Origin of the sequence: Pseudomonas sp. Lb2C2, from assembly GCF_052112205.1 — a bacterium.
Taxonomy (GTDB): domain Bacteria; phylum Pseudomonadota; class Gammaproteobacteria; order Pseudomonadales; family Pseudomonadaceae; genus Aquipseudomonas; species Aquipseudomonas kilonensis.
In genome coordinates this window covers 87,063-110,340 of sequence record NZ_JAUTYW010000006.1, presented here as the reverse complement: position 1 = coordinate 110,340, position 23,278 = coordinate 87,063, and the positions used below count along the sequence as shown (strand labels likewise).

Annotated in this window: 23 protein-coding genes; 13 read left to right on the top strand and 10 right to left on the bottom strand. The window is 61.7% G+C overall.

Annotated elements, in window-relative coordinates:
• Positions 1-160: 160 nt before the first annotated feature.
• Positions 161-1,069, bottom strand: coding sequence for a LysR family transcriptional regulator (locus Q7F16_RS19150; RefSeq protein WP_409556716.1), 909 nt, complete (start codon positions 1,067-1,069; stop codon positions 161-163).
• A 178-nt stretch (positions 1,070-1,247) separates the two neighbouring features.
• Between Q7F16_RS19150 and amaB the strand changes: the two genes are divergently transcribed.
• From amaB to Q7F16_RS19105, 9 genes are all read left to right on the top strand, one after another.
• Positions 1,248-2,738: an L-piperidine-6-carboxylate dehydrogenase gene (gene amaB / locus Q7F16_RS19145; RefSeq protein WP_018606272.1), complete on the top strand. Its 1,491-nt coding sequence runs from the start codon at positions 1,248-1,250 to the stop codon at positions 2,736-2,738.
• Positions 2,739-2,894: 156 nt separating this feature from the next.
• Complete coding sequence (gene amaA / locus Q7F16_RS19140; protein WP_079301659.1) at positions 2,895-4,178, top strand: L-pipecolate oxidase; 1,284 nt, start codon at positions 2,895-2,897, stop codon at positions 4,176-4,178.
• A gap of 370 nt (positions 4,179-4,548) precedes the next feature.
• Positions 4,549-5,685 (top strand): branched-chain amino acid ABC transporter substrate-binding protein, encoded by a 1,137-nt coding sequence (locus Q7F16_RS19135; protein WP_060739399.1) that lies wholly within the window; start codon positions 4,549-4,551, stop codon positions 5,683-5,685.
• Between the two features lie 164 nt (positions 5,686-5,849).
• Positions 5,850-6,764, top strand: a complete 915-nt coding sequence (locus Q7F16_RS19130) for an ABC transporter permease subunit (RefSeq protein ID WP_079301661.1) — start codon at positions 5,850-5,852, stop codon at positions 6,762-6,764.
• 2 nt (positions 6,765-6,766) lie between these two features.
• Complete coding sequence (gene livM / locus Q7F16_RS19125; RefSeq protein WP_079301662.1) at positions 6,767-8,047, top strand: high-affinity branched-chain amino acid ABC transporter permease LivM; 1,281 nt, start codon at positions 6,767-6,769, stop codon at positions 8,045-8,047.
• Positions 8,044-8,916, top strand: coding sequence for an ABC transporter ATP-binding protein (locus Q7F16_RS19120; protein ID WP_014336330.1), 873 nt, complete (start codon positions 8,044-8,046; stop codon positions 8,914-8,916). Before livM ends, Q7F16_RS19120 begins: the two co-directional genes overlap by 4 nt.
• A complete protein-coding gene (locus Q7F16_RS19115; RefSeq protein ID WP_018606262.1) occupies positions 8,913-9,629 on the top strand; it encodes an ABC transporter ATP-binding protein in 717 nt (238 codons plus the stop codon). Before Q7F16_RS19120 ends, Q7F16_RS19115 begins: the two co-directional genes overlap by 4 nt.
• Before the next feature lie 13 nt (positions 9,630-9,642).
• Complete coding sequence (locus Q7F16_RS19110; protein WP_409556717.1) at positions 9,643-9,930, top strand: hypothetical protein; 288 nt, start codon at positions 9,643-9,645, stop codon at positions 9,928-9,930.
• Between the two features lie 459 nt (positions 9,931-10,389).
• Positions 10,390-11,154: an SDR family oxidoreductase gene (locus Q7F16_RS19105; protein ID WP_014336332.1), complete on the top strand. Its 765-nt coding sequence runs from the start codon at positions 10,390-10,392 to the stop codon at positions 11,152-11,154.
• Between the two features lie 128 nt (positions 11,155-11,282).
• Here Q7F16_RS19105 and Q7F16_RS19100 read toward each other — a convergent pair whose 3' ends face one another.
• The 7 genes from Q7F16_RS19100 to Q7F16_RS19070 all read right to left on the bottom strand — a co-directional run bounded on the left by Q7F16_RS19100 (position 11,283) and on the right by Q7F16_RS19070 (position 16,732).
• Positions 11,283-12,416 (bottom strand): AGE family epimerase/isomerase, encoded by a 1,134-nt coding sequence (locus Q7F16_RS19100; protein WP_409556718.1) that lies wholly within the window; start codon positions 12,414-12,416, stop codon positions 11,283-11,285.
• Between the two features lie 277 nt (positions 12,417-12,693).
• A complete protein-coding gene (locus Q7F16_RS19095; RefSeq protein WP_409556719.1) occupies positions 12,694-13,266 on the bottom strand; it encodes a HupE/UreJ family protein in 573 nt (190 codons plus the stop codon).
• Positions 13,267-13,297: 31 nt separating this feature from the next.
• Positions 13,298-13,912 (bottom strand): urease accessory protein UreG, encoded by a 615-nt coding sequence (gene ureG / locus Q7F16_RS19090; protein WP_003197309.1) that lies wholly within the window; start codon positions 13,910-13,912, stop codon positions 13,298-13,300.
• Positions 13,913-13,921: 9 nt separating this feature from the next.
• Positions 13,922-14,596, bottom strand: coding sequence for an urease accessory protein UreF (locus Q7F16_RS19085; protein ID WP_409556720.1), 675 nt, complete (start codon positions 14,594-14,596; stop codon positions 13,922-13,924).
• The gene (gene ureE / locus Q7F16_RS19080) at positions 14,593-15,093 is read right to left on the bottom strand and encodes an urease accessory protein UreE (RefSeq protein WP_018606250.1); all 501 of its coding nucleotides are present in this window, start codon (positions 15,091-15,093) and stop codon (positions 14,593-14,595) included. Before ureE ends, Q7F16_RS19085 begins: the two co-directional genes overlap by 4 nt.
• 276 nt (positions 15,094-15,369) lie before the next feature.
• Positions 15,370-16,002 carry a TetR family transcriptional regulator gene (locus Q7F16_RS19075; protein WP_018606248.1) on the bottom strand — a complete coding sequence of 211 codons (633 nt, stop codon included), beginning with the start codon at positions 16,000-16,002 and terminating at the stop codon, positions 15,370-15,372.
• Between the two features lie 157 nt (positions 16,003-16,159).
• Complete coding sequence (locus Q7F16_RS19070; RefSeq protein ID WP_046064358.1) at positions 16,160-16,732, bottom strand: hypothetical protein; 573 nt, start codon at positions 16,730-16,732, stop codon at positions 16,160-16,162.
• A gap of 377 nt (positions 16,733-17,109) precedes the next feature.
• Between Q7F16_RS19070 and Q7F16_RS19065 the strand changes: the two genes are divergently transcribed.
• Positions 17,110-19,185 (top strand): AsmA family protein, encoded by a 2,076-nt coding sequence (locus Q7F16_RS19065; RefSeq protein ID WP_046064359.1) that lies wholly within the window; start codon positions 17,110-17,112, stop codon positions 19,183-19,185.
• Between the two features lie 106 nt (positions 19,186-19,291).
• On the opposite strand, the gene Q7F16_RS19060 is transcribed toward Q7F16_RS19065, so the two are convergent.
• Both Q7F16_RS19060 and Q7F16_RS19055 read right to left on the bottom strand, forming a co-directional pair.
• On the bottom strand, positions 19,292-19,822 hold the full coding sequence (locus tag Q7F16_RS19060) for a ferritin-like domain-containing protein (RefSeq protein ID WP_046064360.1): 531 nt from the start codon (positions 19,820-19,822) through the stop codon (positions 19,292-19,294).
• A gap of 57 nt (positions 19,823-19,879) precedes the next feature.
• Positions 19,880-20,821, bottom strand: a complete 942-nt coding sequence (locus Q7F16_RS19055; RefSeq protein WP_046064361.1) for a LysR substrate-binding domain-containing protein — start codon at positions 20,819-20,821, stop codon at positions 19,880-19,882.
• 134 nt (positions 20,822-20,955) lie between these two features.
• On the opposite strand from Q7F16_RS19055, the gene Q7F16_RS19050 reads away from it, so the two are divergent.
• From Q7F16_RS19050 to Q7F16_RS19040, 3 genes are all read left to right on the top strand, one after another.
• Positions 20,956-21,594, top strand: coding sequence for an FMN-dependent NADH-azoreductase (locus tag Q7F16_RS19050; RefSeq protein ID WP_014336343.1), 639 nt, complete (start codon positions 20,956-20,958; stop codon positions 21,592-21,594).
• 118 nt (positions 21,595-21,712) lie between these two features.
• Complete coding sequence (locus Q7F16_RS19045; RefSeq protein ID WP_046064362.1) at positions 21,713-22,603, top strand: esterase/lipase family protein; 891 nt, start codon at positions 21,713-21,715, stop codon at positions 22,601-22,603.
• A gap of 200 nt (positions 22,604-22,803) precedes the next feature.
• The gene (locus tag Q7F16_RS19040; RefSeq protein ID WP_079301672.1) at positions 22,804-23,076 is read left to right on the top strand and encodes a PsiF family protein; all 273 of its coding nucleotides are present in this window, start codon (positions 22,804-22,806) and stop codon (positions 23,074-23,076) included.
• Positions 23,077-23,278 lie beyond the last annotated feature (202 nt).

Below are 23,278 nucleotides of genomic sequence, written 5' to 3'. Positions count from 1 at the left end.
AAAGGGCTAGTGGCGCATAACCGTGGTGGGTATTGCCAGTGTTTTTTGTGGCGAGGGAGCTTGCTCCCGCTGGGGCGCGAAGCGGCCCTCTTTCCATGCGGGCGCTGCGCACCCGAGCGGGAGCAAGCTCCCTCGCCACAAGGCTTTGTGTTGGCTGCCCCTATTGCGGTGCATCCGGGCTGTCGATCTGCTCCAGCATCCACTCCACAAAAAGCCGCACCTTGGGCACTTCCGCCGAATGTTCTGGATAGGCCAGGTAATAGGCGTTGGTGCTGGGCATCGCGTGCGGCCAAGGGATGACCAGTTTGCCGTCGGCCAGTTCTTCTTCCACCAGAAACCGCGGCAGCAGGGCGACGCCGCAGCCTACCTGGGCGGCGCGGATGCACATGTAGAAGGTTTCGAAACGCGGCCCGTGGTAGCTGTGTTCGGTGTGGTAGCCCTGGTGGTCGAACCAGTCGTGCCAGGCCTGGGGGCGCGAGGCGTTTTGCAGCAGCACCAGCTCGGCTAGTTGGGTCGGGTCGGTGAAGGGCTGCTCAGGCAGGCTGCCGGGCGCGCAGACCGGTACCAGTTCTTCGCCAAACAGCTTCAGGGATTCGGTGCCGGGGCGCGAGCCTTGGCCGAAATAGAACGCCAGGTCGCTGCGCCCTTGCAGCAAGTCGTCGGCCTCCTGCTCGCTGCACAGGTCCAGATGAATCTTCGGATGCCGCAATCGCCAGCCCTTCAAGCGTGGGACCAACCAGCGGGCGCCGAAGGTCGGGGGCGTGGAAACGCGCAGGACTTCGGTGTCGCCGCCGTAGGAGCGCAGGTAATGGGTAGACATCTCCACCTGCGTGAGGATTTTTCGCACTTCCCCCAGGTACAAATCACCGGCAGGCGTTAGCTGCAAGCGTCGGCGCACGCGCCGGAACAGCAAGTGCTGCAGCAACTCTTCCAGTTGCGCGACCTGTTTGCTGACGGCGCTCTGGGTCAGGTTCAGCTCTTCGGCAGCACGGGTGAAGCTCAGGTGACGGGTCACCGCTTCGAAGCATTGCAGCGCCGTGATCGACGGCAAATAGCGTTTATTGAGCATGATGAGGCCTTATTTCTTGTGGCTCTGCTTATCCGGTCATGGCCAGCATGAATAAACGGAATGATATCTCGCTTAAAGGTCGTTTGTTGGCAAGACTCAGGCCAGCTACAACTACAGGTCTGATCAGTCGCATTCGTCCGGCTGCCAATCCTTTGTTTTTCGTGTGAGGAAATTTTCCATGGTTGCTGCATTGCTTGATCGCTTGGGCGTCGACTCGGCCTTGTACCAGAACGGCACACAACCGGTGCATTCGCCCATTGATGGCAGCCGTATCGGCGCCGTGAACTGGGAAGGCGCGGCTGAAGTCGAGCAGCAGGTCAGCCGTGCCGAACACGCCTTCGACCTGTGGCGCAAGGTGCCGGCCCCACGTCGCGGCGAGCTGGTGCGTCAATTTGGCGACCTGTTGCGTGAATACAAGGCCGACCTCGGCGAGCTGGTGTCGTGGGAAGCTGGCAAGATCACCCAGGAAGGTCTGGGTGAAGTGCAAGAAATGATCGATATCTGCGACTTTGCCGTCGGCCTGTCCCGCCAGCTGTACGGCCTGACCATCGCTTCCGAGCGTCCGGGTCACCACATGCGAGAGTCCTGGCATCCGCTGGGTGTGGTTGGGGTGATCAGTGCCTTCAACTTCCCGGTGGCGGTCTGGGCCTGGAACACCACGCTGGCCCTGGTGTGTGGTAACGCGGTGATCTGGAAGCCATCGGAAAAGACCCCGCTCACCGCCCTGGCGTGCCAGGCGTTGTTCGAGCGCGTGCTGAAGAATTTCAGTGACGCACCGCCGTACCTGAGCCAGGTGATCATTGGCGGCCGTGATGCCGGTGAAGCGCTGGTGGATGACCCGCGCGTGGCGTTGATCAGCGCCACGGGCAGCACTCGCATGGGCCGTGAAGTGGCACCGAAAGTCGCCGCGCGTTTTGCTCGCAGCATTTTGGAACTGGGCGGCAACAACGCCATGATCCTGGCGCCGAGCGCCGACCTGGACATGGCCGTGCGTGCCATCCTGTTCAGCGCCGTCGGCACCGCCGGCCAGCGTTGCACTACCCTGCGCCGGCTGATTGCCCATGAATCGGTGAAGGAAGAAATCGTCACCCGCCTCAAGGCCGCCTATTCGAAAGTGCGTATCGGCCATCCGCTGGAAGGCAACCTGGTCGGGCCGCTGATCGACAAGCACAGCTTCGACAGCATGCAGGATGCGCTGGAGCAGGCCTTGAGCGAAGGTGGGCGAGTCTTTGGTGGCAAGCGTCAGCTTGAAGACCAGTTCCCGAATGCCTATTACGTCTCGCCAGCCATCGTCGAGATGCCCGAGCAGAGCGATGTGGTGCGCCACGAAACGTTCGCACCGATCCTGTACGTGGTCGGCTACAAGGACTTTGCCGAGGCCTTGCACCTGAACAATTCCGTGCCCCAGGGCCTGTCGTCCTGCATCTTCACCACCGACGTGCGTGAAGCCGAGCAATTCATGTCGGCCGTGGGCAGCGACTGCGGCATCGCCAACGTCAACATCGGCCCGAGCGGCGCCGAGATCGGCGGCGCATTCGGTGGCGAAAAAGAAACCGGCGGCGGTCGCGAATCCGGCTCCGACGCGTGGCGCGGCTACATGCGCCGCCAGACCAACACCGTGAACTACTCGCTGGAGTTGCCGTTGGCGCAGGGGATTACTTTCGACTGAGGTCGAGTCAACGGAAATCCCCTGTGGGAGCGAGCTTGCTCGCGATAGCGTCGAATCAGCCGACATCAATATCGGTAGATAAACCGTCATCGCGAGCAAGCTCGCTCCCACAAATGAAATGGTGTGGTGGTTGGGTTTCTTTTTCGGAGTCTGGCAATGCCGTTACGCGAAGAATGTCTGTGGGAAAAACTGACGCCGCAAAGGCCTGAAAACAGCGCGCTCACCGGTGAAGTCACGGCCGACGTCTGCGTGATCGGCGCGGGTTTTACCGGGTTGTCGGCGGCGGTGCATTTGCTCGAACAAGGCAAGCGCGTGGTTGTGGTGGAGGCCCATCGGGCCGGGCACGGCGGATCGGGGCGTAACGTCGGCCTGGTCAACGCCGGCCTGTGGATCCCGCCGGATGACATCGAGGCCGGGTTCGGCGAGGCGGTGGGCAGCCAGCTCAACCGCATGCTGGGGGCCGCGCCGGCCCTGGTGTTCAGTCTCATCGATAAATACAACATCGATTGCCAACTGCGCCGCGAAGGCACCCTGCACATGGCCCATAACGCCCGGGGCGAGGCCGACCTGCGCAGCCGTGAAGCACAATGGAAGCGCCGCGGTGCCCCGGTGGAATTGCTCACCGGCCAGGCCTGTGTCGATGCCACCGGCACGTCGAAAATCGCCGCGGCACTGCTCGACCGTCGCGCCGGCACGCTCAACCCGATGGCCTACACCAGCGGGTTGGCCAAGGCGGCCACAGACCTTGGCGGCCAGTTGTTCGACCATTCACCGGTGACGCGCCTGGAACGCCAAGGCCAGCGCTGGTCGGTGCAGACTGCCCAGGGTTCGGTGCTGGCCGAGCAGGTGGTGATCGCCTCCAACGCCTATACCGAGGGCGACTGGACCGAACTGCGGCGAAATTTCTTCCCCGGTTATTACTATCAGGTCGCTTCGGCCCCACTGACTGACGAGGCCGCCCGACGCATTCTGCCGGGCGGGCAGGGCTCGTGGGATACCCGCCAGGTGTTGAGCAGCATCCGCCGGGACAAGGATGGCCGTTTGCTGCTGGGCAGCCTGGGCAATGGCAACCGCAAGCCGACCTGGTTCCTCAAGGCTTGGGCCGATCGGGTGCAGCAGCACTATTTTCCTTACCTCAAATCGGTGGAGTGGGAGTGCACCTGGACCGGTTGCATTGCCTTCACCCCCGATCACTTGATGCGCCTGTTCGAACCGGCCCCCGGGCTGGTGGCCGTGACCGGCTACAACGGCCGGGGCGTGACCACCGGTACTGTGGTCGGCAAGGCGTTCGCCGACTACCTGTGCCACGGCGATGCCCAGGCCCTGCCGATCCCGTTCGCCCCCATGCAGCCGGTGGCCGGGGTGGGGTTGCGCAGTTGCTTGTATGAGGCAGGCTTCTCGCTGTATCACGCGGGCCAGTGCCTGCGGATCGTCATTTGAGTGTTGAAAATTGTTGCTGGAGCCCGCTTTTTCCGGCGTAGCGTCTAGCCTGTTATGGTGCGGGTTGTAGCAATCGCGCACCGACAGTGTGCAGTTCGGTGACGCGGGTTGTTACACAGTGGTTGCACGCCGTTTCGTGCGATGGTTGCAATGATGGCTCACGGAGGGTTCCACCCATTTAAATAAAAGGTTGCACCTCGTGCGGTTTAGACGGTTGCACGCCCTATGAAAAAGGGCTCGAAACAGTCGAAATAACAATAAAGCAGCGACTTTTTTCAGAATAAAAAACCGATGGCACGGCCCTTGCTCTGAGCTTTTCAGTGAAATGAAGTCGCAGTGCCAACTAAAAAAAACCTTGGAGCACCACCTCATGTCCCAGACGTTTTACAAGAAAGGTTTCCTGGCCCTCGCAGTGGCAGCTGCGTTGGGTGTTTCTGCGTTTGCTCAAGCTGATGTGAAATTTGGTGTGGCGGGGCCGATGACCGGTGCCAACGCTGCATTTGGCGAGCAGTACATGAAAGGTGCCCAGGCGGCAGCCGATGCCATCAACAAGGCCGGTGGCGTCAACGGTGAGAAGATCGTACTGGTCGCCGGCGACGACGCCTGCGAACCCAAGCAGGCCGTGGCCGTGGCCAACCGCCTGGTCGACCAGGACAAGGTGATCGGCGTGGTCGGGCACTTCTGCTCGTCCAACACCATCCCGGCCTCCGAGGTCTACGACGAAGCCGGCATCATCGCCATCACCCCGGGTTCCACCAACCCACAGGTTACCGAGCGCGGCCTGAGCGCCATGTTCCGCATGTGCGGTCGTGACGACCAGCAGGGCATCGTGGCAGGCGACTACATCGTTGACGTGCTCAAGGGCAAGAAAGTGGCCGTGCTGCACGACAAGGACACCTACGGCCAAGGCCTGGCGGATGCCACCAAGGCACAACTGGCCAAGCGTGGCGTGAAAGAGGTGCTGTACGAAGGCCTGACCCGCGGCGAGAAAGACTTCAGCGCCGTGGTCACCAAGATCCGTTCGGTCGGTGCCGACGTGGTTTATTTCGGGGGCCTGCACCCGGAAGCCGGTCCACTGGTTCGCCAACTGCGTGAGCAAGGTCTCAAGGACGTGAAGTTCATGTCCGACGACGGCATCGTGACTGACGAACTGGTCACCACCGCCGGCGGCGCGCAATACGTCGATGGCGTGTACATGACCTTCGGCGCCGACCCGCGCCTGCTGCCAGACAGCAAGGCCGTGGTTGAAGAGTTCCGCAAGAATGGCACCGAGCCTGAAGGCTACACCCTGTACGCCTACGCTTCGGTCCAGGCCCTGGCCGCCGGTTTCAATGGCGCCAAGTCCAACAAAGGCGAAGACGCGGCCAAGTGGCTCAAGGCCAACCCCGTCCAGACCGTGATGGGCAAGAAGGAGTGGGACACCAAGGGCGACTTGAAAGTCTCCGACTATGTGGTCTACCAGTGGGACAAGGACGGCAAATACCACCAGTTGGAAAAACAGAAGTAAGGGCTGAAGCGACCGTCCACGCCTCCTTTGGCAGCCGGGCAAGCCCCGGTTTCCAAGGTGCGCGCATCGGTCGCGCCTGACATTGCTCCGACGTAAATCTGTATTTTCCTTAGAAGAACCGCACACTCAAGGGTGTGCAGGTTCTCACTGCGTGAGATTGCGTTATGGATGGTATTTTCCTGCAGCAACTGATCAATGGCCTGACCCTCGGGTCGGTCTATGGTCTGATCGCCATCGGCTACACAATGGTCTACGGCATCATCGGCATGATCAACTTCGCCCACGGCGAGGTTTACATGATCTCCGCTTACCTCGCGGCAATCAGTCTGGCTCTGCTGGCTTACTTCGGTATTGAATCCTTTCCGCTTATGATCCTCGGCACCCTCGTGTTCACGGTCGTGGTCACCGGGGTCTATGGCTGGGTCATCGAACGCGTCGCCTACAAACCCCTGCGCAACTCGACCCGCCTGGCACCGCTGATCAGTGCCATCGGCATCTCGCTGATCCTGCAGAACTACGCACAGATCAGCCAGGGCGCCCGCCAACAGGGTATCCCGACACTGCTTGAAGGCGCCATGCGCGTCGACATAGGCAGCGGTTTCGTCCAGCTCACCTACACCAAGATTTTCATCCTGATCGCCGCATTCGCCGGGATGGCCTTGCTGACCTACATCATCAAGTACACCAAGCTCGGACGCATGTGCCGCGCGACCCAGCAAGACCGCAAGATGGCCTCGATCCTGGGGATCAACACTGACCGGGTTATTTCCTACGTGTTCATCATCGGCGCGGCCATGGCGGCCTTGGCCGGTGTACTGATCACCATGAACTACGGCACGTTCGACTTCTATGCCGGCTTCATCATCGGCATCAAGGCGTTCACCGCGGCGGTACTCGGCGGCATCGGTTCCCTGCCTGGGGCGATGCTCGGCGGGATCATCCTCGGCATTTCCGAGTCGCTGTTCGCCGGTCTGATCAACTCTGACTACAAAGACGTGTTCAGTTTCTCTCTTCTGGTGCTGATTCTGATTTTCCGTCCCCAAGGCCTGCTGGGTCGCCCACTCGTGGCGAAGGTATAAGTATGTCTGCTGCCAATAAACCGCTTGATATCAAACAGAGCGTCATCGACGCGATCCTGGCCGGCCTGATCTCGCTGATCGTGTTCGGGCCGATCGTCGGCGTGGTGCTCGACGGCTACAGCTTCAACCTGCAACCGGCCCGCGTCGGCTGGCTGGTGGCGATCGTGATGATCGGGCGCTTTGCCTTGAGCCTGTTCCTGCAAACCCCCAAGGGACTGAAGATTCTCCAGGGGTTCGAGAGCACCGGTTCCGGCGTGCATGTGCTGCCACCCGACTACAAGTCGCGGCTGCGCTGGATCATCCCGGCGCTGATCGTGATTGCCATCGTGTTTCCGTTCTTCGCCAACAAATACGTGCTCACCGTGGTCATCCTCGGGTTGATCTATGTGCTATTGGGCCTGGGCCTGAACATCGTGGTCGGCCTGGCGGGGCTGCTCGACCTGGGTTACGTGGCGTTCTACGCCATCGGCGCCTATGGCCTGGCGCTGGGCTACCAATACCTGGGGCTGGGGTTCTGGACCGTACTGCCACTGGCGGCCATCGCGGCGGCGATGGCGGGGTGCATATTGGGATTCCCGGTGTTACGAATGCACGGTGACTACCTGGCCATCGTGACCCTGGGTTTTGGCGAGATCATTCGCCTGGTACTCAACAACTGGCTGTCGTTCACCGGCGGGCCGAATGGCATGCCCGTGCCGTCGCCCACCTTTTTCGGCCTGGAGTTCAGCCGACGAGCGAAAGATGGCGGGGTGCCGTTCCATGAGTTCTTCGGCCTCGACTACAACCCCAATATCAAATTCCTGTTCATCTACATCGTGCTGTTCATCACGGTGCTGCTGGTGCTCTACGTCAAGCATCGCCTGACCCGCATGCCGGTCGGGCGTGCCTGGGAAGCCTTGCGCGAGGATGAAATCGCCTGTCGCTCCATGGGCCTGAACCATGTGCTGGTCAAGCTCTCGGCCTTCACCATCGGCGCGTCCACGGCTGGCCTGGCGGGGGTGTTCTTCGCCAGTTACCAGGGTTTCGTCAACCCGTCGTCGTTCACCTTCTTCGAGTCGGCGCTGATCCTGGCGATCGTGGTGCTGGGGGGCATGGGCTCGACGGTCGGCGTGGTGATTGCCGCGTTTGTGCTCACCGTGGCGCCGGAGCTGCTGCGCAGTTTCTCTGAATACCGGGTGCTGCTGTTCGGCGTGCTGATGGTGTTGATGATGATCTGGCGGCCTCGCGGCCTGATCCGTATCAGCCGTACCGGGGTAACGCCGCGCAAGGGGGTAGCGCCATGAGCGAAGTCGTACTCAAAGTCGAAAACCTGATGATGCAGTTCGGTGGTATCAAGGCCCTCAGCGACGTCAGCCTGCAAGTCAAGCGCAACTCGATCTTCGCCCTGATCGGCCCCAATGGTGCGGGCAAGACCACGGTGTTCAACTGCCTGACCGGCTTCTACAAGGCTTCGGGCGGCAAGATCGAGCTCAGTGTGCGTGGCGAGCAAACCAACGTCATCAAGCTGTTGGGCGAAGCGTTTCGCCTGACTGACTTCGTCTCGCCGAAGTCCTTCGCCAGCCGGCTGTACTACAAGATGTTCGGCGGCACCCATCTGGTGAACCGCGCCGGTTTGGCGCGCACCTTCCAGAACATTCGCCTGTTCAAGGAAATGTCGGTGCTGGAAAACCTGCTGGTGGCCCAGCACATGTGGGTCAACCGCAGCATGGTGGCGGGCATCCTCAACACCAAGGGCTACCGCAAGGCCGAAAGCGACGCCCTGGACCATGCCTTCTATTGGCTGGAAGTGGTGGACCTGGTGGATTGCGCCAACCGCTTGGCGGGCGAGCTTTCCTATGGTCAGCAGCGGCGCCTGGAAATCGCCCGGGCCATGTGCACACGCCCACAGATCATCTGCCTCGATGAACCGGCCGCCGGCCTCAACCCTCAGGAAACCGAAGCGCTGAGCGCGATGATCCGGCTGCTGCGCGACGAGCATGATCTGACCGTGGTGCTGATCGAACACGACATGGGCATGGTAATGAGCATTTCCGACCACATCGTGGTGCTGGACCACGGCAACGTGATCGCCGAGGGCGGTCCCGAGGCGATTCGCAACGATCCGAAGGTGATCGCGGCCTACCTGGGTGCCGATGAAGAGGAACTGGTATGAGTGGACCTATCCTCGAGCTCAAGGAGTTGGACGTGTTCTACGGGCCGATCCAGGCCCTGAAAAAAGTCTCGATGCACATCGGTGAAGGTGAAACCGTGAGCCTGATCGGCTCCAACGGGGCCGGCAAGTCCACGTTGCTGATGTCGATTTTCGGCCAGCCGCGTGCAGCCGGCGGGCAGATCATCTACCAGGGCGTGGACATCACCCACAAGTCGTCGCACTACATTGCCTCCAACGGCATCGCGCAGTCGCCGGAAGGGCGGCGGGTATTCCCGGACATGACCGTCGAGGAAAACCTGCTGATGGGCACCATTCCCATCGGTGACAAATATGCCAGCGAAGACATGCAGCGCATGTTCGAGCTGTTTCCACGGCTTAAGGAGCGCCGCAACCAGCGGGCCATGACCATGTCCGGCGGCGAGCAGCAAATGCTCGCCATCGCTCGGGCATTGATGAGCCGGCCCAAGTTGTTGCTGCTCGATGAGCCGAGCCTGGGGCTGGCGCCGATCGTGGTGAAGCAGATCTTCGCCACCCTGCGCGAGCTGGCCTCCACCGGGATGACCATCTTCCTGGTGGAACAGAACGCCAACCACGCCCTCAGGCTGTCGGACCGGGCCTATGTGATGGTCAACGGCGAAATCCGCCTGACCGGCACAGGCAAGGAGCTGCTCGCCAACGAGGAAGTACGCAACGCGTACCTGGGCGGGCATTGAGGCGGCTGTTGCAATGAAAAAACCGGCGAGTGATCGCCGGTTTTTTTATCTCTGCAAAACACCACCAACCCCACAGGGTTTTTATGCGTTTTTGCAATTGTGGACAACAATCCTGAGTCCTTGCGAAACCGCGACACAAAGTCGCCGCAAACAGTTGTTTTGTCACGGTTTTGACTTGTCCCCGTTTGCTGTGGAACTGGCTGTGGGTAACGTGGGAGTAGCTGGCTGCAAGCCTTTGAATACGTGGCTTGCAGGCCTGTGGTTGTTTTTTGAACAGGCGTTTTTCGTCAAGCGGGAGTGACTGTTGTCAACACTTTTATGAACACTGCAATGGGCTCGAAAGTCGGTGGGCAAGCCTGTGGATAAGTCTGTGATTAAACTCTGGAAAGACCGCGCTGAGTACCGTCGTTACTGGCTTGGAGCCATCGCCCATCTCGCGTTGGCTTATAGCAGATAACTTGCGCTGCACAACCTCACTTGCAGGGTCAAGCGAAAAAATTTTCCAAATACCCCGCAAAGCCTTATGCACAGCGGCTTGCGGGTTTTGCACTTGCCCCCGATTACTGTGGACGTGCCTGTGGATAAGGTGCGGGCAACCGGCTGCGGCCCTTGTTGGACAAGGCCTGGCGCTGATTGGTTATTTTATGAGCAGTTGTGGGGCAAAAGCCGTGTGCAAGCCTTGCCCCTACCGTGCCAGGGCGGGCATGCTGTGGGCCGATTTCCATTTAATGGCTGTTGAAGTTCAAACAAGGAGAACACGATGTCTGACACCCTGTTTATTACCGGCGCGACGTCCGGTTTTGGTGAAGCCTGTGCCCGTCGTTTTGCCGAGGCCGGTTGGAAACTGGTGCTGACCGGTCGTCGTGAAGAACGCCTCAATGCCCTCTGTGCCGAGCTGTCGAAGCAGACCGAAGTCCATGGCTTGGTATTGGATGTGCGTGATCGCAAGGCCATGGAAGAGGCAATCGCCAACCTGCCGCCATCCTTCGCCAAATTGCGCGGGCTGATCAACAACGCCGGCCTGGCCCTGGGCGTTGACCCGGCGCCCAAGTGCGACCTCGATGACTGGGACACCATGGTCGACACCAATGTGAAAGGACTGCTCTACAGCACTCGCCTGCTGTTGCCGCGCCTGATAGCCCATGGTCGTGGGGCCGGGATCGTCAACCTGGGCTCTATCGCCGGCAACTACCCGTATCCGGGCAGCCACGTGTATGGCGCGAGCAAGGCGTTCGTCAAACAGTTCTCCTTGAACCTGCGTTGCGACCTGCAAGGCACGGGCGTGCGGGTGAGCAATATTGAGCCGGGCCTGTGCGAGAGCGAGTTCTCCCTGGTGCGCTTCGGTGGCGACCAGGAGCGCTACAACGCGACCTACGCTGGTGCCGAGCCGATCCAGCCACAGGACATCGCCGATACGATTTTCTGGGTGCTCAATGCGCCAGCACACATCAACATCAACAGCCTGGAGCTGATGCCGGTGAGCCAGACCTGGGCCGGTTTCGCCATTGAGCGCAACAAGGCTTAATAGGGCGCCTGTGGCGAGGGGATTTATCCCCGCTGGGTTGCGCAGCAGCCCTAAAAAGATAGATCGGGGCTCGGGTCTTAGGGGAGCTACGCTCCCCAACGGGGATAAATCCCCTCGCCACAGAGCTGTTACGCGAGATAATCGGCCAGCCCGCGATAGCAGGTCAGCAGGTGATACGGCGTGGTGGACGGCATGTCCCGGCGGCTGACGATGCCGTCGGCGTCCAGGCATTCGTTCCAGCCCTTGGCATGCAGGAAATGCTGCTGCAGCGCCTGCAATTGACGCAGCAGCAGCCCCTGGTTGCCCGGGCGCAAAGTGAGTGCCCGCAAGTATTCCGCCTGGGCCCAGATGCGTTGGGTGGCATCGCGTGGGCCTGCCTGGGATCCCAAGGCCAGCATTGCACACACAGCGCCGGAGTCCGGATCGACACCTAGTTGTTCGGTATGGCCGAAGCTGCGCTCCAGGGCCGTGTGCAACTTGCCGTTGCGCAACAGCGGCGATGAAGCCAGCAAGTAATACCATTCGAACTGGTGTCCCGGTTCGAACCAGTTATCCACAGCCTTGAGCGGCTTCTCCATCATCACGCGTTGCTGCGGCTCGATGAACTGCTTGGACATCCCGTCGCACAGGCTCAGCAACGCCTGGCGGGCGTTGGCGTCTTCGCGGACCGAGAGGGTGGCGAGGAACGCTTCGGCCAAGTGCATCAAGGGGTTTTGCAACGGTCCGGATCCGGTCGTTGACCAATCGCGCTTGAGGCTGGCCTCGTAGAGACCGTCTGCGCTGGCAAAGCGCTTGGCAATGACCTCCAGGCTTGCGTTGAGCACCGATTCCACCAGCGGTTCGCGAACCTTGCCCCAGTAATGGGCGCAGGCGAACAGGATAAAGGCGTGGGTGTAGAGGTCTTTGCCGGTGTCCAGCGGCGCGCCTTGCGGGTCGATGCTGTAGAACCAGCCGCCGTGTTCGGCGTCGTGGAAATGACGTTGCAGCGAGCGGAACAGTGCGCTGGCCCGTTCCTCGGCCTGGGGCATTTCGCCAATCAGGCTGGCGAACACATACAGCTGCCGCGCACAGGCCATGGCGCGGTAGCGCTGGGGTGGCAGCGGCGCATGTTCGGCATCCAGGGATTCATAGGGCAGCGCCAGTTCGGCATTCCAGCCCGGGCCTTGCCACATCGGCACGATCACGTCGTGAAAATGCTGACGCACCGTTGCAAACAGGGCAGTCAATTCAGGCTGGGGAGCGGGGCGGGAAGCATCAGGCATTGGCGGACGTCGTCACGGCTGGGGGCGATTGCGCGACATGGTAGCAGAGTGACCGACTTCAGAGAGATGGCGCCTGCAAGTCCGTCATCGCGAGCAAGCTCGCTTCCACAGGGTGCGGTGTACACCGATTAAAGTGTGGAAGCAGGCTGGCTCCCACAGGGGGCGGTGTACACCGATCAAAGTGTGGAAGCAGACTGGCCCCCACAAGGGCTGGTGTACCCGATCAAACTGTGGGAGCGAGCTTGCTCGCGATAGCGGCCTGGCAGGCGCTAGAGAATCAGCCCGCCAGCAACCAGACCCCAGCCCCCGCCGAAGCCGCCCCGGCCAATCGAACCAATGGCGCCGCCGCTCGCGGCAACACCCGCACCAGGGCAAACCCGGCGCCATGCAACGCCGCCGTGGCCGCGACGAAGCCCGCCGCATAGGCCCACGGGCTCGACATGTCCGGCAGTTCCAAGCCATGGGCCACGCCATGGAACAGCGCAAACAGTGCCGTCGCACCGACCGCCAGGCTCAACGGCGGACGTACCGCCAGTGCCACCGCCAGGCCGAGGGCGAGTACCGAGGCGGCGATCCCGCTTTCCAGCGCTGGCAGGTCCAGGCCTTCAAAACCCAAGAGGCCGCCGAGCAGCATAGTACCGACGAAGGTGCAAGGCAGCGCCCAGCGCGCGGCCCCTTGTTGTTGTGCGGCCCACAAACCGACCGCCAGCATTGCCAGCAAGTGGTCGAGCCCGCCGATGGGGTGGCCGAGGCCGGCGATCAGGCCATTGTCGCCATGGCCTGGGTGGGCGAAGGCCAGGGCCGGGGTCAGCAGCAGGGCGAGGGCGCCGAGGATGCGTTTGAAGGTCATGGATAAGCTTCCTTGTGGTCAGTCGGAAAGATCAGGCGGCGGTCAGCAGACCCTGGCGCTCGATGAAGGCGATGATGTCGTCCAGGCCCTGGCCGGTCTTCTGGTTGCTGAACACGAAGGGCTTGCCATTGCGCATCCGCCGGGTGTCGCTGTCCATCATTTCCAGGGATGCACCCACCAGCGGTGCCAGGTCGATTTTGTTGATCACCAGCAGGTCGGATTTGCAGATGCCCGGTCCGCCCTTGCGCGGCAGCTTGTCGCCGGCCGAGACGTCGATCACATAGATGGTCAGGTCCGACAGCTCCGGGCTGAAGGTCGCCGACAGATTGTCGCCGCCCGATTCCACCAGGATCAGGTCCAGACCCGGGAAGCGTCGGTTCAACTGGTCCACCGCCTCAAGGTTGATCGACGCGTCTTCGCGAATCGCCGTGTGCGGGCAGCCGCCGGTTTCCACGCCGATGATCCGCTCTGGCGCCAGGGCCTCGTTGCGCACCAGGAAGTCGGCGTCTTCGCGGGTGTAGATGTCGTTGGTGACCACTGCCAGGTTGTAGCGTTCACGTAGAGCCAGGCACAGGGCCAGGGTCAGGGCGGTCTTGCCGGAACCTACCGGGCCGCCGATACCGACGCGCAGAGGTTGTGTATTCATGAGTGTCTCCTAGGAACGGAACAGACGGCTGTACTGGCGCTCATGGGCCATGCACGCCAGGGACAGGCCAAAGGCGGCGCTGCCGTAATGATCGGGGTCGATGTTCGAGGCGTCGTGCTGGGCCTGTTGCAGCAGCGGCAGCAGCTCGCTGGTCAGGCGCTGGGCGGCTTGCTGGCCCAGGGGCAGGGTTTTCATCAGCACCGCCAGTTGGTTTTCCAGCCAGCTCCACAGCCAGGCGGCGAGGGCGTCCTGGGGGGCGATATGCCAGGCGCGGGCTGCCAGGGCCCAGCACAAGGCCAGGTGCGGCTCGCTGCGCTGTTGGAGAAAGTCCCGGGCGGGAAGGTCGAGTTCCGGCAGGCCGGCGAGCAGTTGCTGCAACGAGTAGCCCATCTGCCGGCTTTCCTGGTACAGCTCGCGGGTTTCCCGGCTGGCGCGATGCTCTTCACAGCGTTGCAGCAACGCGTTCCAATCGTCAGCGGCTGCTGCGCTGCAGTGCGCCAGCAGCAAAGGCGCTTCGAAACGCGCCAGGTTCAGCAGCAATTGATCGCTGATCCAGCGACGGGCGTCGTCGCAATTCTTGACCAGACCGTTGTCCACCGCCATCTCCAGTCCCTGGGAATAGCTGTAGCCGCCAATCGGCAACTGCGGGCTGGCCAGACGCAGCAGCGCCCAGGCGGGGTTCATGTGCGCACGCCAAACTGATGCAGGCGCGGCGCGTAGTTGAAATCTTCGTCGCCGTGCCGGGAGTGATGATGACCGCCGCCATAGGCGCCGTGTTCCGGCTGGAACGGGGCTTCGATGGGTTCGGCGCGGGCGCCCAGTTGCTCGAGCATCGCCTTGAGCACGTAATCGTCCAGCAGGCGCAACCAGCCATCGCCCACTTGCAAGGCGACATGGCGATTGCCCAGGTGATAGGCGGCGCGGGTCAGTTCAAACGCGTTGGCGCAGGTGACATGCAGCAGTTGTTCGGCGCGAGCGCAGACGCGCACGATGCGCCCGTCTTCGGCCTGCAGGCATTCGCCGTCGTACAGCGGCGGTTGGCCTCGTTCCAGGAACAACCCCACATCTTCACCCTCGGCACTGAAACAGCGCAGACGGCTTTTGCTGCGGGCGTCAAAGGTCAGGTGCAGCTCGGCGTCCCAGCGCGGTTGAGTGTCGATTCTGCGGTGAATCACCAGCATCGGAGTGCTTCCAGCAATGAACAGTGCTGTGTTTAGAGCAAGGGGCTTGCCAACCGAAAGAGGTGTAGGAAATAGCTGGGATGGCGTTTCAGGGTGGGGCGGATCGCGTGCCATGTTGGTGCGCGCCGAGATGTAGCGCACCATTATGCGACGGGCACAAAAAGAACCTGTGGGAGCGAGCTTGCTCGCGAAGGCGTTGGTTCAGTTGGCATTGATGGGGACTGATGCACCGCTATCGCGAGCAAGCTCGCTCCCACAGTGGGGTACATCCGGGGTTTATTCGGTGCTGCCCAGCCCTTGCCAATGCTTGAGGCCAATAAAGATGAACCGCAGTTGCTGGGTAATCTTCGCCTGGGGCGTGAGGTGTTCGGGGAGGGCTTGGGCGGGTGGGTCGATGATGTCGGGCAGGGTGGCGAATACGCTCTTGACGATGAGGTCGGCCATCACGCCCAGGGCGGCCAGGTCCAGGTGCTGCAACTTGGGCATCAAGGCCAGGTCGGCGGCCAGGTCCGAGCTGATGTCTTCGCGCAATTGGGCGATGGCCTGGCGCACCGGCAGGGAGCCGCCGTATTGCTCGCGGGCCAGGAACAGGAACTGCGATCGGTTGGCCTGCACCACATCGAGAAAGATCCGCACCGAGGCATCGATAATGCCGCCCATGACAAATTCGTTGTGGCGTACCAGGCGGATGGTTTCGCGGAAGGTCTGGCCGACTTCGCTGACCAGTGCCAGGCCCAGTTGGTCCATATCGTCAAAGTGGCGGTAGAACCCGGTGGGCACGATGCCGGCTGTCCGGGTGACTTCCCGCAGGCTCAGGCTACCGAATCCCCGGCCACACTCCATCAAATGACGGGCTGCATCCATCAGGGCAATTCGGGTCTGTTGTTTCTGTTCGGCGCGGGGCAGCATCGCAGGGCTGGCTTCTGATTCACGGGAGCGACGCACTCTAGCAAATCGGCTTTGCCGACGTCGAACGGTAGAGAGGGATCAGACGGGGAAAACGAAGGGCTTGAAAAGTCAAAAGCCCGATTGCAGGAATCGGGCTTTTTTTTGGGCCACCATGGGCTCAGCTCACTGTGCCATTGCGTTCGATCGTGCGATCACCACCGCCTTCGGCCACGGTTTCGCCCAGTTTGGTGCGGGAAGACCCGTCTTCAGCAAGGGTCTGGCCAGGGGTGCGGTCAGAACCGTCTGCGGCAAGGGTCTGGCCAGGAGTGCGGTCGGAACCGTCTGCGGCAAGGGTCTGGCCAGGAGTGCGGTCGGAACCGTCTGCGGCGAGGGTCTGGCCAGGAGTGCGGTCGGAACCGTCTGCGGCGAGGGTCTGGCCTGGGGTGCGGTCGGAACCGTCTGCGGCGAGGGTCTGGCCAGGGGTGCGGTCGGAACCGTCTGCGGCAATGGTCTGGCCAGGAGTGCGGTCAGAACCGTCTGCGGCCAGGGCATCACTCTGTTTGGTACGGTCATAACCGTCCTCAACCAGGCCTTTTTCTTCCAGTTTGTCACGGCCACCTTCGGCAACAGTCTGGCTGTAGACAGAGTGGCTGTCCTTGACCTGTGGCGTAGCTTGTTCGGAAGCTGGCAGTGCGAAGGCAGTCGAGGCCAGCAGTGAAAGGGACAGGCTCATCAGTAATTGGCGTTTCATGATCGTTGCTCCTTGGGAGGGCGATAAAGTGGGTACGAGGGCAATGCTACTCTCGATAAGTCGATATAAAAGTTCATAAACGCAATGGTAATAATCAACGGAATTGATTGTTCAGCGCGAAGCCTCTAGAACGGGCGTTTCCGAGGTGCCGTTTTGCACCGAGGTGGGTATTTTGTACCCACTGTTGCCTCGCAAATGTGCGGGTGCGGTAACAGTTTGTTGGCTGATCGGTCAGGATCCTGGCATTTTTTTGTGCCGTTCATCGGCACCTGTAGGCTGTTTTACCAGTCCAACCCTTTATGACGAACCGGCTGCAGGTTCGTGTTTCCAACGGCGTCGCGGTTGCGGACGCTGACTTGTCATCAGGAGCCTTGTGCATGACGCGCACCTCGAAAATCCTCGCCTGGAGCTTTGCCAGCCTTGTTGTCCTGCTGGCCGTGCTGGTCCTGGTCATCGCATTCTTCGACTGGAACCGCATCAAGCCCACGCTCAATGCCAAGGTTTCCGAGGAGTTGCATCGCCCCTTTGCCATCAACGGCAACCTGGCGGTGGCCTGGCAGCGTGAGCCCGAGGAAGGGGGCTGGCGTGCCTGGCTGCCCTGGCCCCATGTGGTGGCTGAGGATTTGAGCCTGGGCAACCCTGACTGGTCGAAAAACCCGCAAATGGTCACGCTCAAGCGTGTCGAGTTGCGCGTGTCCCCCTTGGCCTTGCTGGCCCGGCGGGTGGAGATCCCGCGCATCGACCTGACTGAGCCCAATGCCAACCTGCAGCGCCTGGCTGACGGACGCGCCAACTGGACCTTCCAATTCGATCCGAAAGACCCGGACGCCGAGCCGTCCAGCTGGGAGGTGGGCATCGGCGCCATCGGCTTCGACAAAGGCCACGTCACCCTTGACGACCAGACGCTCAAGACCCGGCTCGACCTGTTGATCGACCCGTTGGGCAAACCCATCCCGTTCAGCGATATCGTCGGTGACAAGGCCGCCAAAAAAGCCCAGGACCAGGGCGCCACACCGCAGGACTACGCGTTCGCCTTCAAGGTCAACGGGCAGTATCACGGGCAAAACCTGGCCGGCTCCGGCAAGGTCGGTGGTTTGCTGGCCTTGCAGGATGCGTCACGACCCTTTCCGCTCCAGGCTCAGGCGAAGATCGCCGAGACCCGCGTCGAACTGGCCGGCACCCTCACCGACCCAATGAACCTCGGGGCCCTGGATTTGCGCCTGAAACTGGCCGGCAACAGCCTCGCCCATCTCTACCCACTGACCGGCGTGACCCTGCCCGATTCGCCGCCTTATGCCACCGATGGCCGCTTGATTGCCAAGCTGCATGAGCCGGGAGGGGCGCTGTTTCGCTATGAGGCGTTCAACGGCAAGATCGGCGACAGCGATATCCATGGCGACCTGGCCTATGTCGCCAGCCAGCCCCGGCCGAAACTCAGTGGCGCGCTGGTCTCCAATCAACTGCTGTTCAGTGATCTGGCGCCGCTGATCGGCGCTGACTCCAATGCCGAGCAAAAGGCCCGGGGCGGCGCCAGCAAGCAGCCGACCGACAAGGTCTTGCCCGTGGAGGAGTTTCGCACTGAGCGCTGGAGCGTGATGGACGCCGATGTCGAGTTCACCGGCAAACGCATTGTCCACAGCGAGCAGTTGCCGTTTACCGACCTTTACACGCATCTGGTGCTCAACGATGGGCAGTTGAGCCTCGAGCCGCTGCGCTTCGGCGTGGCCGGTGGCCGCCTTGATGCACAGATCCGCCTCAACGGGCGCACCCGGCCCCTTGAAGGCCAGGCGAAGCTGACGGCGCGAGGTTTCAAGCTCAAGCAACTGTTCCCTGGTTTTGAGCCGATGAAAACCAGCTTCGGCGAATTGAACGGCGATGCCGATATCACCGGGCGCGGCAATTCGGTGGCGGCGTTGCTGGGCACTTCCAATGGCACGCTGAAAATGCTCATCAACGATGGTGCCATCAGTCGTGAGCTGATGGAGCTGGCGGGGCTGAACGTCGGCAACTACGTGGTGGGGAAAATTTTTGGCGACAAGGAAGTGAAGATCAACTGCGCGGCGGCGGACTTCGACATCAAGACTGGCCTGGCAACCACGCGCCTGTTCGTATTCGACACCGAGAACGCGATCATCTACATCGACGGCACGGCGAACATGGCGACTGAACAGTTGGACCTGACCATCACCCCCGAATCCAAGGGCTGGCGCCTGATTTCCCTGCGCTCGCCGTTGTACGTGCGGGGCTCGTTCGCCAAGCCCGCCGCCGGGGTCAAGGCAGTGCCGCTGATGCTGCGCGGCGCCGGGATGGTGGCATTGGGTGTGATCGCTGCACCGGCCGCCGGCTTGCTCGCGCTGGTAGCACCCAGCGGTGGTGAGCCGAACCAGTGCGCGCCGCTGCTGGAGCAGATGAAGGCGGGCAAGGCACCGGTGACGGTCAAGCCCACCCGATAAGCCAGGCTTGCGGCGAGGCGACTGGCCTCATCGCGAGCAAGCTCGCTCCCACAGGGGAATGCGATTCCATGTGGGAGCGAGCCTGCTCGCGATGGCGGTACTAGAACTAGAGATCAGCCAGAATGTCGGCCATGTCATCGGCATGCTCTTCTTCCTGGGCCAGGATGTCTTCGAAGATGCGCCGGGTGGTCGGGTCTTTTTCGCCGATGTACTGGATGATTTCCCGGTAGCTGTCGATGGCGATCCGTTCGGCCACCAGGTCCTCGTACACCATTTCCTTGAGGGTGTTGCCCGCCACGTACTGGGCGTGGGAATTGCCGGTCAACAGGTCGGGGTTGAACTCCGGCTCGCCGCCCAGCTGCACGATGCGCTCGGCGAGCTTGTCGGCGTGTTCGGCTTCCTGGTTCGCGTGCTCGAGGAATTCACTGGCCGCCACGCTGGCCTTGAGGCCGGTGGCCATGAAGTAGTGGCGCTTGTAGCGCAGCACGCAGACCAGTTCGGTGGCCAGCGCTTCGTTGAGCAGGCGGACAACTTCCTGCCGATCGGCGCCGTAGCCTTCGGTCACTGCACCGTTCTGCACGTTCTGCCGTGCACGTTCACGCAGGGTGGTTACATCGGATAAGTGCATGTCGCTCATCTCGTTCTCCTGGAGGCTGATCCGGTGGGAGCGTCACGCTCTGATGGCGCGATCACTCTAAGTCTGAGCGACACGGTCCTGGAAAAGTTTTACCGAGTTTTTCAGCGCATAGCCGGACAGCCGTGCTTCCTCCCCTAGCCACTGGAAGAACGCCCGCACCGGCGGATGGCGTTCGCGGCCCGGGACGCACAGGGCGCTGTAGCCGGCACCATTGACCTGGACGTCCGGGCGATAGCCCACCAGCAAGCCACTGGCGATGCTTTCGGAAGCCAGGATATTGCTCGCCAGCACCAGGCCTTGCCCGGCAATCGCCGCTTGCAAGGCGTAATGCTCCTCGTCGTACTCGCGCATGCATGGCTGCCGGGTGAGCCAGGTTTCCCCGGCCTGGGCGCACCAGGCATCCCAACCGTGGGCGTACAGCTTGGAGTTGTGCCACTGCACGCTGATCAGCGTCGGCACCTGCCGTGCCGCCAGCGCCACCTGTTCAGGCGAGCCATAGACCCCGAAGCTTTCATCGAACAGGCACATACCGTAGAGGTTCGGGTAGGCATCCAGGCTGTAGCGCACCACCAGGTCGACGCTGGCGTCCTGGTGCAGGTCGATCACCTCGCAGTGGGTGTCCAGGCGCACGTTGATGTTCGGGTGACGCGCATAAAACCGCCCCAGGCGAGGCACCAGCCACAGGGCGGCAAACGCTGCGGTGGTGGACAGTGTCAGGTGCGTGGTGCTGCGCTGCGGGCGCAGCGTGTCGACGCTTTGTGCCACTTCCAGCAACGCCCCATGCAGGCTGTGGAACAAGCGTTGCCCGCCGTCGGTGAGGCGTACCTGGCGTGGCAGGCGTTCGAACAGCACCAGCCCCAACCAGGTCTCCAGGGATCGAATCTGATGGGAGACCGCCGTAGGCGTCACCGACAGCTCCGCCGCAGCCGCCTTGAAACTGAGCAGCCGCGCGGCAGCCTCGAAGGCGCGCAGGGCGTTGAGCGGCAGGTTGGCGAACATCTGAACTCTCCTGAAAACTATGGATGAAATTAACTCATCCTGATGAATTAGCGCTCATTTGTCTGCTAGCAGCGCTGGGCCTCAAGCTGCAAGGCACAAGCAGTATCGATTGTAGCCGGATAAAGGAGATTCAGATGAGTAAGATTCTTGTGGTGCATGGCAGTCCCCGTGGCGAGCGTTCTCATTCCCGGCGCTTGGCCGAGGCCTTTGTTTCGGCGTGGCAGGCCGCCCATCCACAATCCCAATTGACCCGTCGCGAAGTCGGACGGACAGTGATTGCGCCGGTCAACGAAGCGTTCATCGCTGCGGCGTTCTACCCCGAGCCCCAGGCTCGACCGTTGATCATGCAAGCTGACCTGGCCCTGAGCGATGCCTTGGTCGAGGAGTTGCAAGCCCATGACCGATTGGTGATCTCCGCGCCCATGCACAACTTCAGCGTGCCCAGCGGCGTGAAGGCCTGGATCGACCAGATCGTGCGCATCGGGCTGACGTTCAACCACAGCCTGGATAACGGCGTGTCGCACTACGAGCCGCTGGTGCTGGGCAAAAAGGCCCTGATCGTGACCAGTCGCGGCGATTTCGGTTTCGGCCCCGGCGGCCAGTTGGAAAGCATGAACCACGCCGACACACTGTTGCGCACTGTCCTGGGGTTTATCGGCATCACCGATGTGACGGTGGTGGCGGCCGAAGGCGAAGAGTCGGCCGAGCGCAGCTTTGCGTTGTCCTGCGCCGAGGCCGAGGAGCGTTTGCTGGCCTTGGCGCAGTCCTTCTGAGAGGGGCTGCTGCGCAGCCCAACGGGAGCAAGCGCCCTCGCCACGGATTCATCTGGATGTCATAGACTGGTCATCATCGGTACCGATGCTGACCCCTCTTGATCACAAGGATGTCGCCATGTCGCAGCGCTGCGCCACTCGTTACCCGCTGGTACTGGTCCCGGGCATGCTCGGATTCATACGCCTGGTGTTGTATCCGTACTGGTATGGGATCGTCTCGGCGTTGCGTCGCGGCGGGGCCGTGGTCGTGGCGGTGAAGGTTTCGCCGCTGCATTCTTCCGAGGTGCGCGGCGAGCAATTGCTGGCACGGATCGAGGAGATCCTGCGGCACACCGGTGCGCAGAAGGTCAATCTGATCGGCCACAGCCAGGGCAGCCTCACCGCGCGCTATGCAGCCGCCAAGCGCCCGGACCTGGTGGCGTCGGTCACATCGGTGGCCGGCACCAACCACGGTTCCGAACTGGCCGATTACCTGCAACTCCACTACCCGGCCGACAGTGCCAAGGGGCGTGTGCTCAGTGCCGTGCTGCGGCTGATCAACGCCCTGATGAGCCTGCTGGACACCGGCTATCGTGGGCCGAAGCTGCCGGTGGATGTTCACGCTTCCCACGCCTCCCTGACCACCGCCGGGGTGGGGGTGTTCAACCAACGTTATCCACAGGGCCTGCCGGTTACCTGGGGCGGGAATGGGCCGGAAGTGGTCAATGGCGTGCGCTATTACTCGTGGTCCGGCACCTTGCAGCCGGGCAAGACCGACAAGGGGCGCAACCTGTTCGACGGCACCAACCGCAGTTGCCGTTTATTTGCTCGCACCTTTGTAAGGGAGGCGGGGCAATGCGACGGCATGGTCGGACGCTACAGCTCGCACCTGGGCACGGTCATCGGCGATGACTATCCGCTGGACCACTTCGACATCGTCAACCAGTCGCTGGGGCTGGTGGGCAAGGGGGCCGAGCCGATCCGGTTGTTTGTCGAGCATGCCGAGCGGTTGAAGGCTGCCGGGGTGTAGGGCTTCGGATCGAGTTGTCCTCCATCGCGAGCAAGCTCGCTCCCACAATGGACCGAGCGCTGCAAATCCCCCTGTGGGAGCGAGCTTGCTCGCGATGGCGATAGACCAGGCACAGGAAATCGAGCAGATGAGGGTGTAACAGGCTTTGTCTACACTGCACCTCATCGCCACACCCTCGTGTGGCAGCCAGGAGAAACACCATGAAGATGCTGCGTGTGCCTTTGTTGATGATCGGTTTATTGCTGTGTTCCCAGAGCTTCGCCGAGACGGCGCAGCAGAACAAGATGACCACCTGCAACGCCGACGCCACCGCCAAGGCCCTCAAGGGCGATGAGCGCAAGGTGTTCATGAGCAATTGCCTCAAGGCTACCCCGCAGGAGCGCATGAAGAGCTGCAACGCCACCGCCACCGAGCAGGCGCTGAAGGGCGATGCCCGCAAGGCGTTCATGAGTGAGTGCCTGAAGAAAAAGTAGATGTTTGACCTGTAAGGTCCCATCGCGAGCAAGCTCGCTCCCACATGGACCGGGCAACGCCGATCTACTGTGGGAGCGAGCTTGCTCGCGATAGGGTCGGCGCAAAATTTACAAAAAAAACCTGAACTGCGACCAAGGTCGGCCGACACAATCCCTAGTGCTGCCAGCGGATCGCTGGCAGACTGCCGATCCTTTCACGCCG

Bases quoted from the DNA above. Each gene is read 5' to 3' on its own strand.
- Q7F16_RS19150 (WP_409556716.1), bottom strand. From the start codon at position 1,069: ATGCTCAATAAACGCTATTTGCCGTCGATCACGGCGCTGCAATGCTTC.
- amaB (WP_018606272.1), top strand. From the start codon at position 1,248: ATGGTTGCTGCATTGCTTGATCGCTTGGGCGTCGACTCGGCCTTGTAC.
- amaA (WP_079301659.1), top strand. From the start codon at position 2,895: ATGCCGTTACGCGAAGAATGTCTGTGGGAAAAACTGACGCCGCAAAGG.
- Q7F16_RS19135 (WP_060739399.1), top strand. From the start codon at position 4,549: ATGTCCCAGACGTTTTACAAGAAAGGTTTCCTGGCCCTCGCAGTGGCA.
- Q7F16_RS19130 (WP_079301661.1), top strand. From the start codon at position 5,850: ATGGATGGTATTTTCCTGCAGCAACTGATCAATGGCCTGACCCTCGGG.
- livM (WP_079301662.1), top strand. From the start codon at position 6,767: ATGTCTGCTGCCAATAAACCGCTTGATATCAAACAGAGCGTCATCGAC.
- Q7F16_RS19120 (WP_014336330.1), top strand. From the start codon at position 8,044: ATGAGCGAAGTCGTACTCAAAGTCGAAAACCTGATGATGCAGTTCGGT.
- Q7F16_RS19115 (WP_018606262.1), top strand. From the start codon at position 8,913: ATGAGTGGACCTATCCTCGAGCTCAAGGAGTTGGACGTGTTCTACGGG.
- Q7F16_RS19110 (WP_409556717.1), top strand. From the start codon at position 9,643: ATGAAAAAACCGGCGAGTGATCGCCGGTTTTTTTATCTCTGCAAAACA.
- Q7F16_RS19105 (WP_014336332.1), top strand. From the start codon at position 10,390: ATGTCTGACACCCTGTTTATTACCGGCGCGACGTCCGGTTTTGGTGAA.
- Q7F16_RS19100 (WP_409556718.1), bottom strand. From the start codon at position 12,416: ATGCCTGATGCTTCCCGCCCCGCTCCCCAGCCTGAATTGACTGCCCTG.
- Q7F16_RS19095 (WP_409556719.1), bottom strand. From the start codon at position 13,266: ATGACCTTCAAACGCATCCTCGGCGCCCTCGCCCTGCTGCTGACCCCG.
- ureG (WP_003197309.1), bottom strand. From the start codon at position 13,912: ATGAATACACAACCTCTGCGCGTCGGTATCGGCGGCCCGGTAGGTTCC.
- Q7F16_RS19085 (WP_409556720.1), bottom strand. From the start codon at position 14,596: ATGAACCCCGCCTGGGCGCTGCTGCGTCTGGCCAGCCCGCAGTTGCCG.
- ureE (WP_018606250.1), bottom strand. From the start codon at position 15,093: ATGCTGGTGATTCACCGCAGAATCGACACTCAACCGCGCTGGGACGCC.
- Q7F16_RS19075 (WP_018606248.1), bottom strand. From the start codon at position 16,002: ATGCTGCCCCGCGCCGAACAGAAACAACAGACCCGAATTGCCCTGATG.
- Q7F16_RS19070 (WP_046064358.1), bottom strand. From the start codon at position 16,732: ATGAAACGCCAATTACTGATGAGCCTGTCCCTTTCACTGCTGGCCTCG.
- Q7F16_RS19065 (WP_046064359.1), top strand. From the start codon at position 17,110: ATGACGCGCACCTCGAAAATCCTCGCCTGGAGCTTTGCCAGCCTTGTT.
- Q7F16_RS19060 (WP_046064360.1), bottom strand. From the start codon at position 19,822: ATGAGCGACATGCACTTATCCGATGTAACCACCCTGCGTGAACGTGCA.
- Q7F16_RS19055 (WP_046064361.1), bottom strand. From the start codon at position 20,821: ATGTTCGCCAACCTGCCGCTCAACGCCCTGCGCGCCTTCGAGGCTGCC.
- Q7F16_RS19050 (WP_014336343.1), top strand. From the start codon at position 20,956: ATGAGTAAGATTCTTGTGGTGCATGGCAGTCCCCGTGGCGAGCGTTCT.
- Q7F16_RS19045 (WP_046064362.1), top strand. From the start codon at position 21,713: ATGTCGCAGCGCTGCGCCACTCGTTACCCGCTGGTACTGGTCCCGGGC.
- Q7F16_RS19040 (WP_079301672.1), top strand. From the start codon at position 22,804: ATGAAGATGCTGCGTGTGCCTTTGTTGATGATCGGTTTATTGCTGTGT.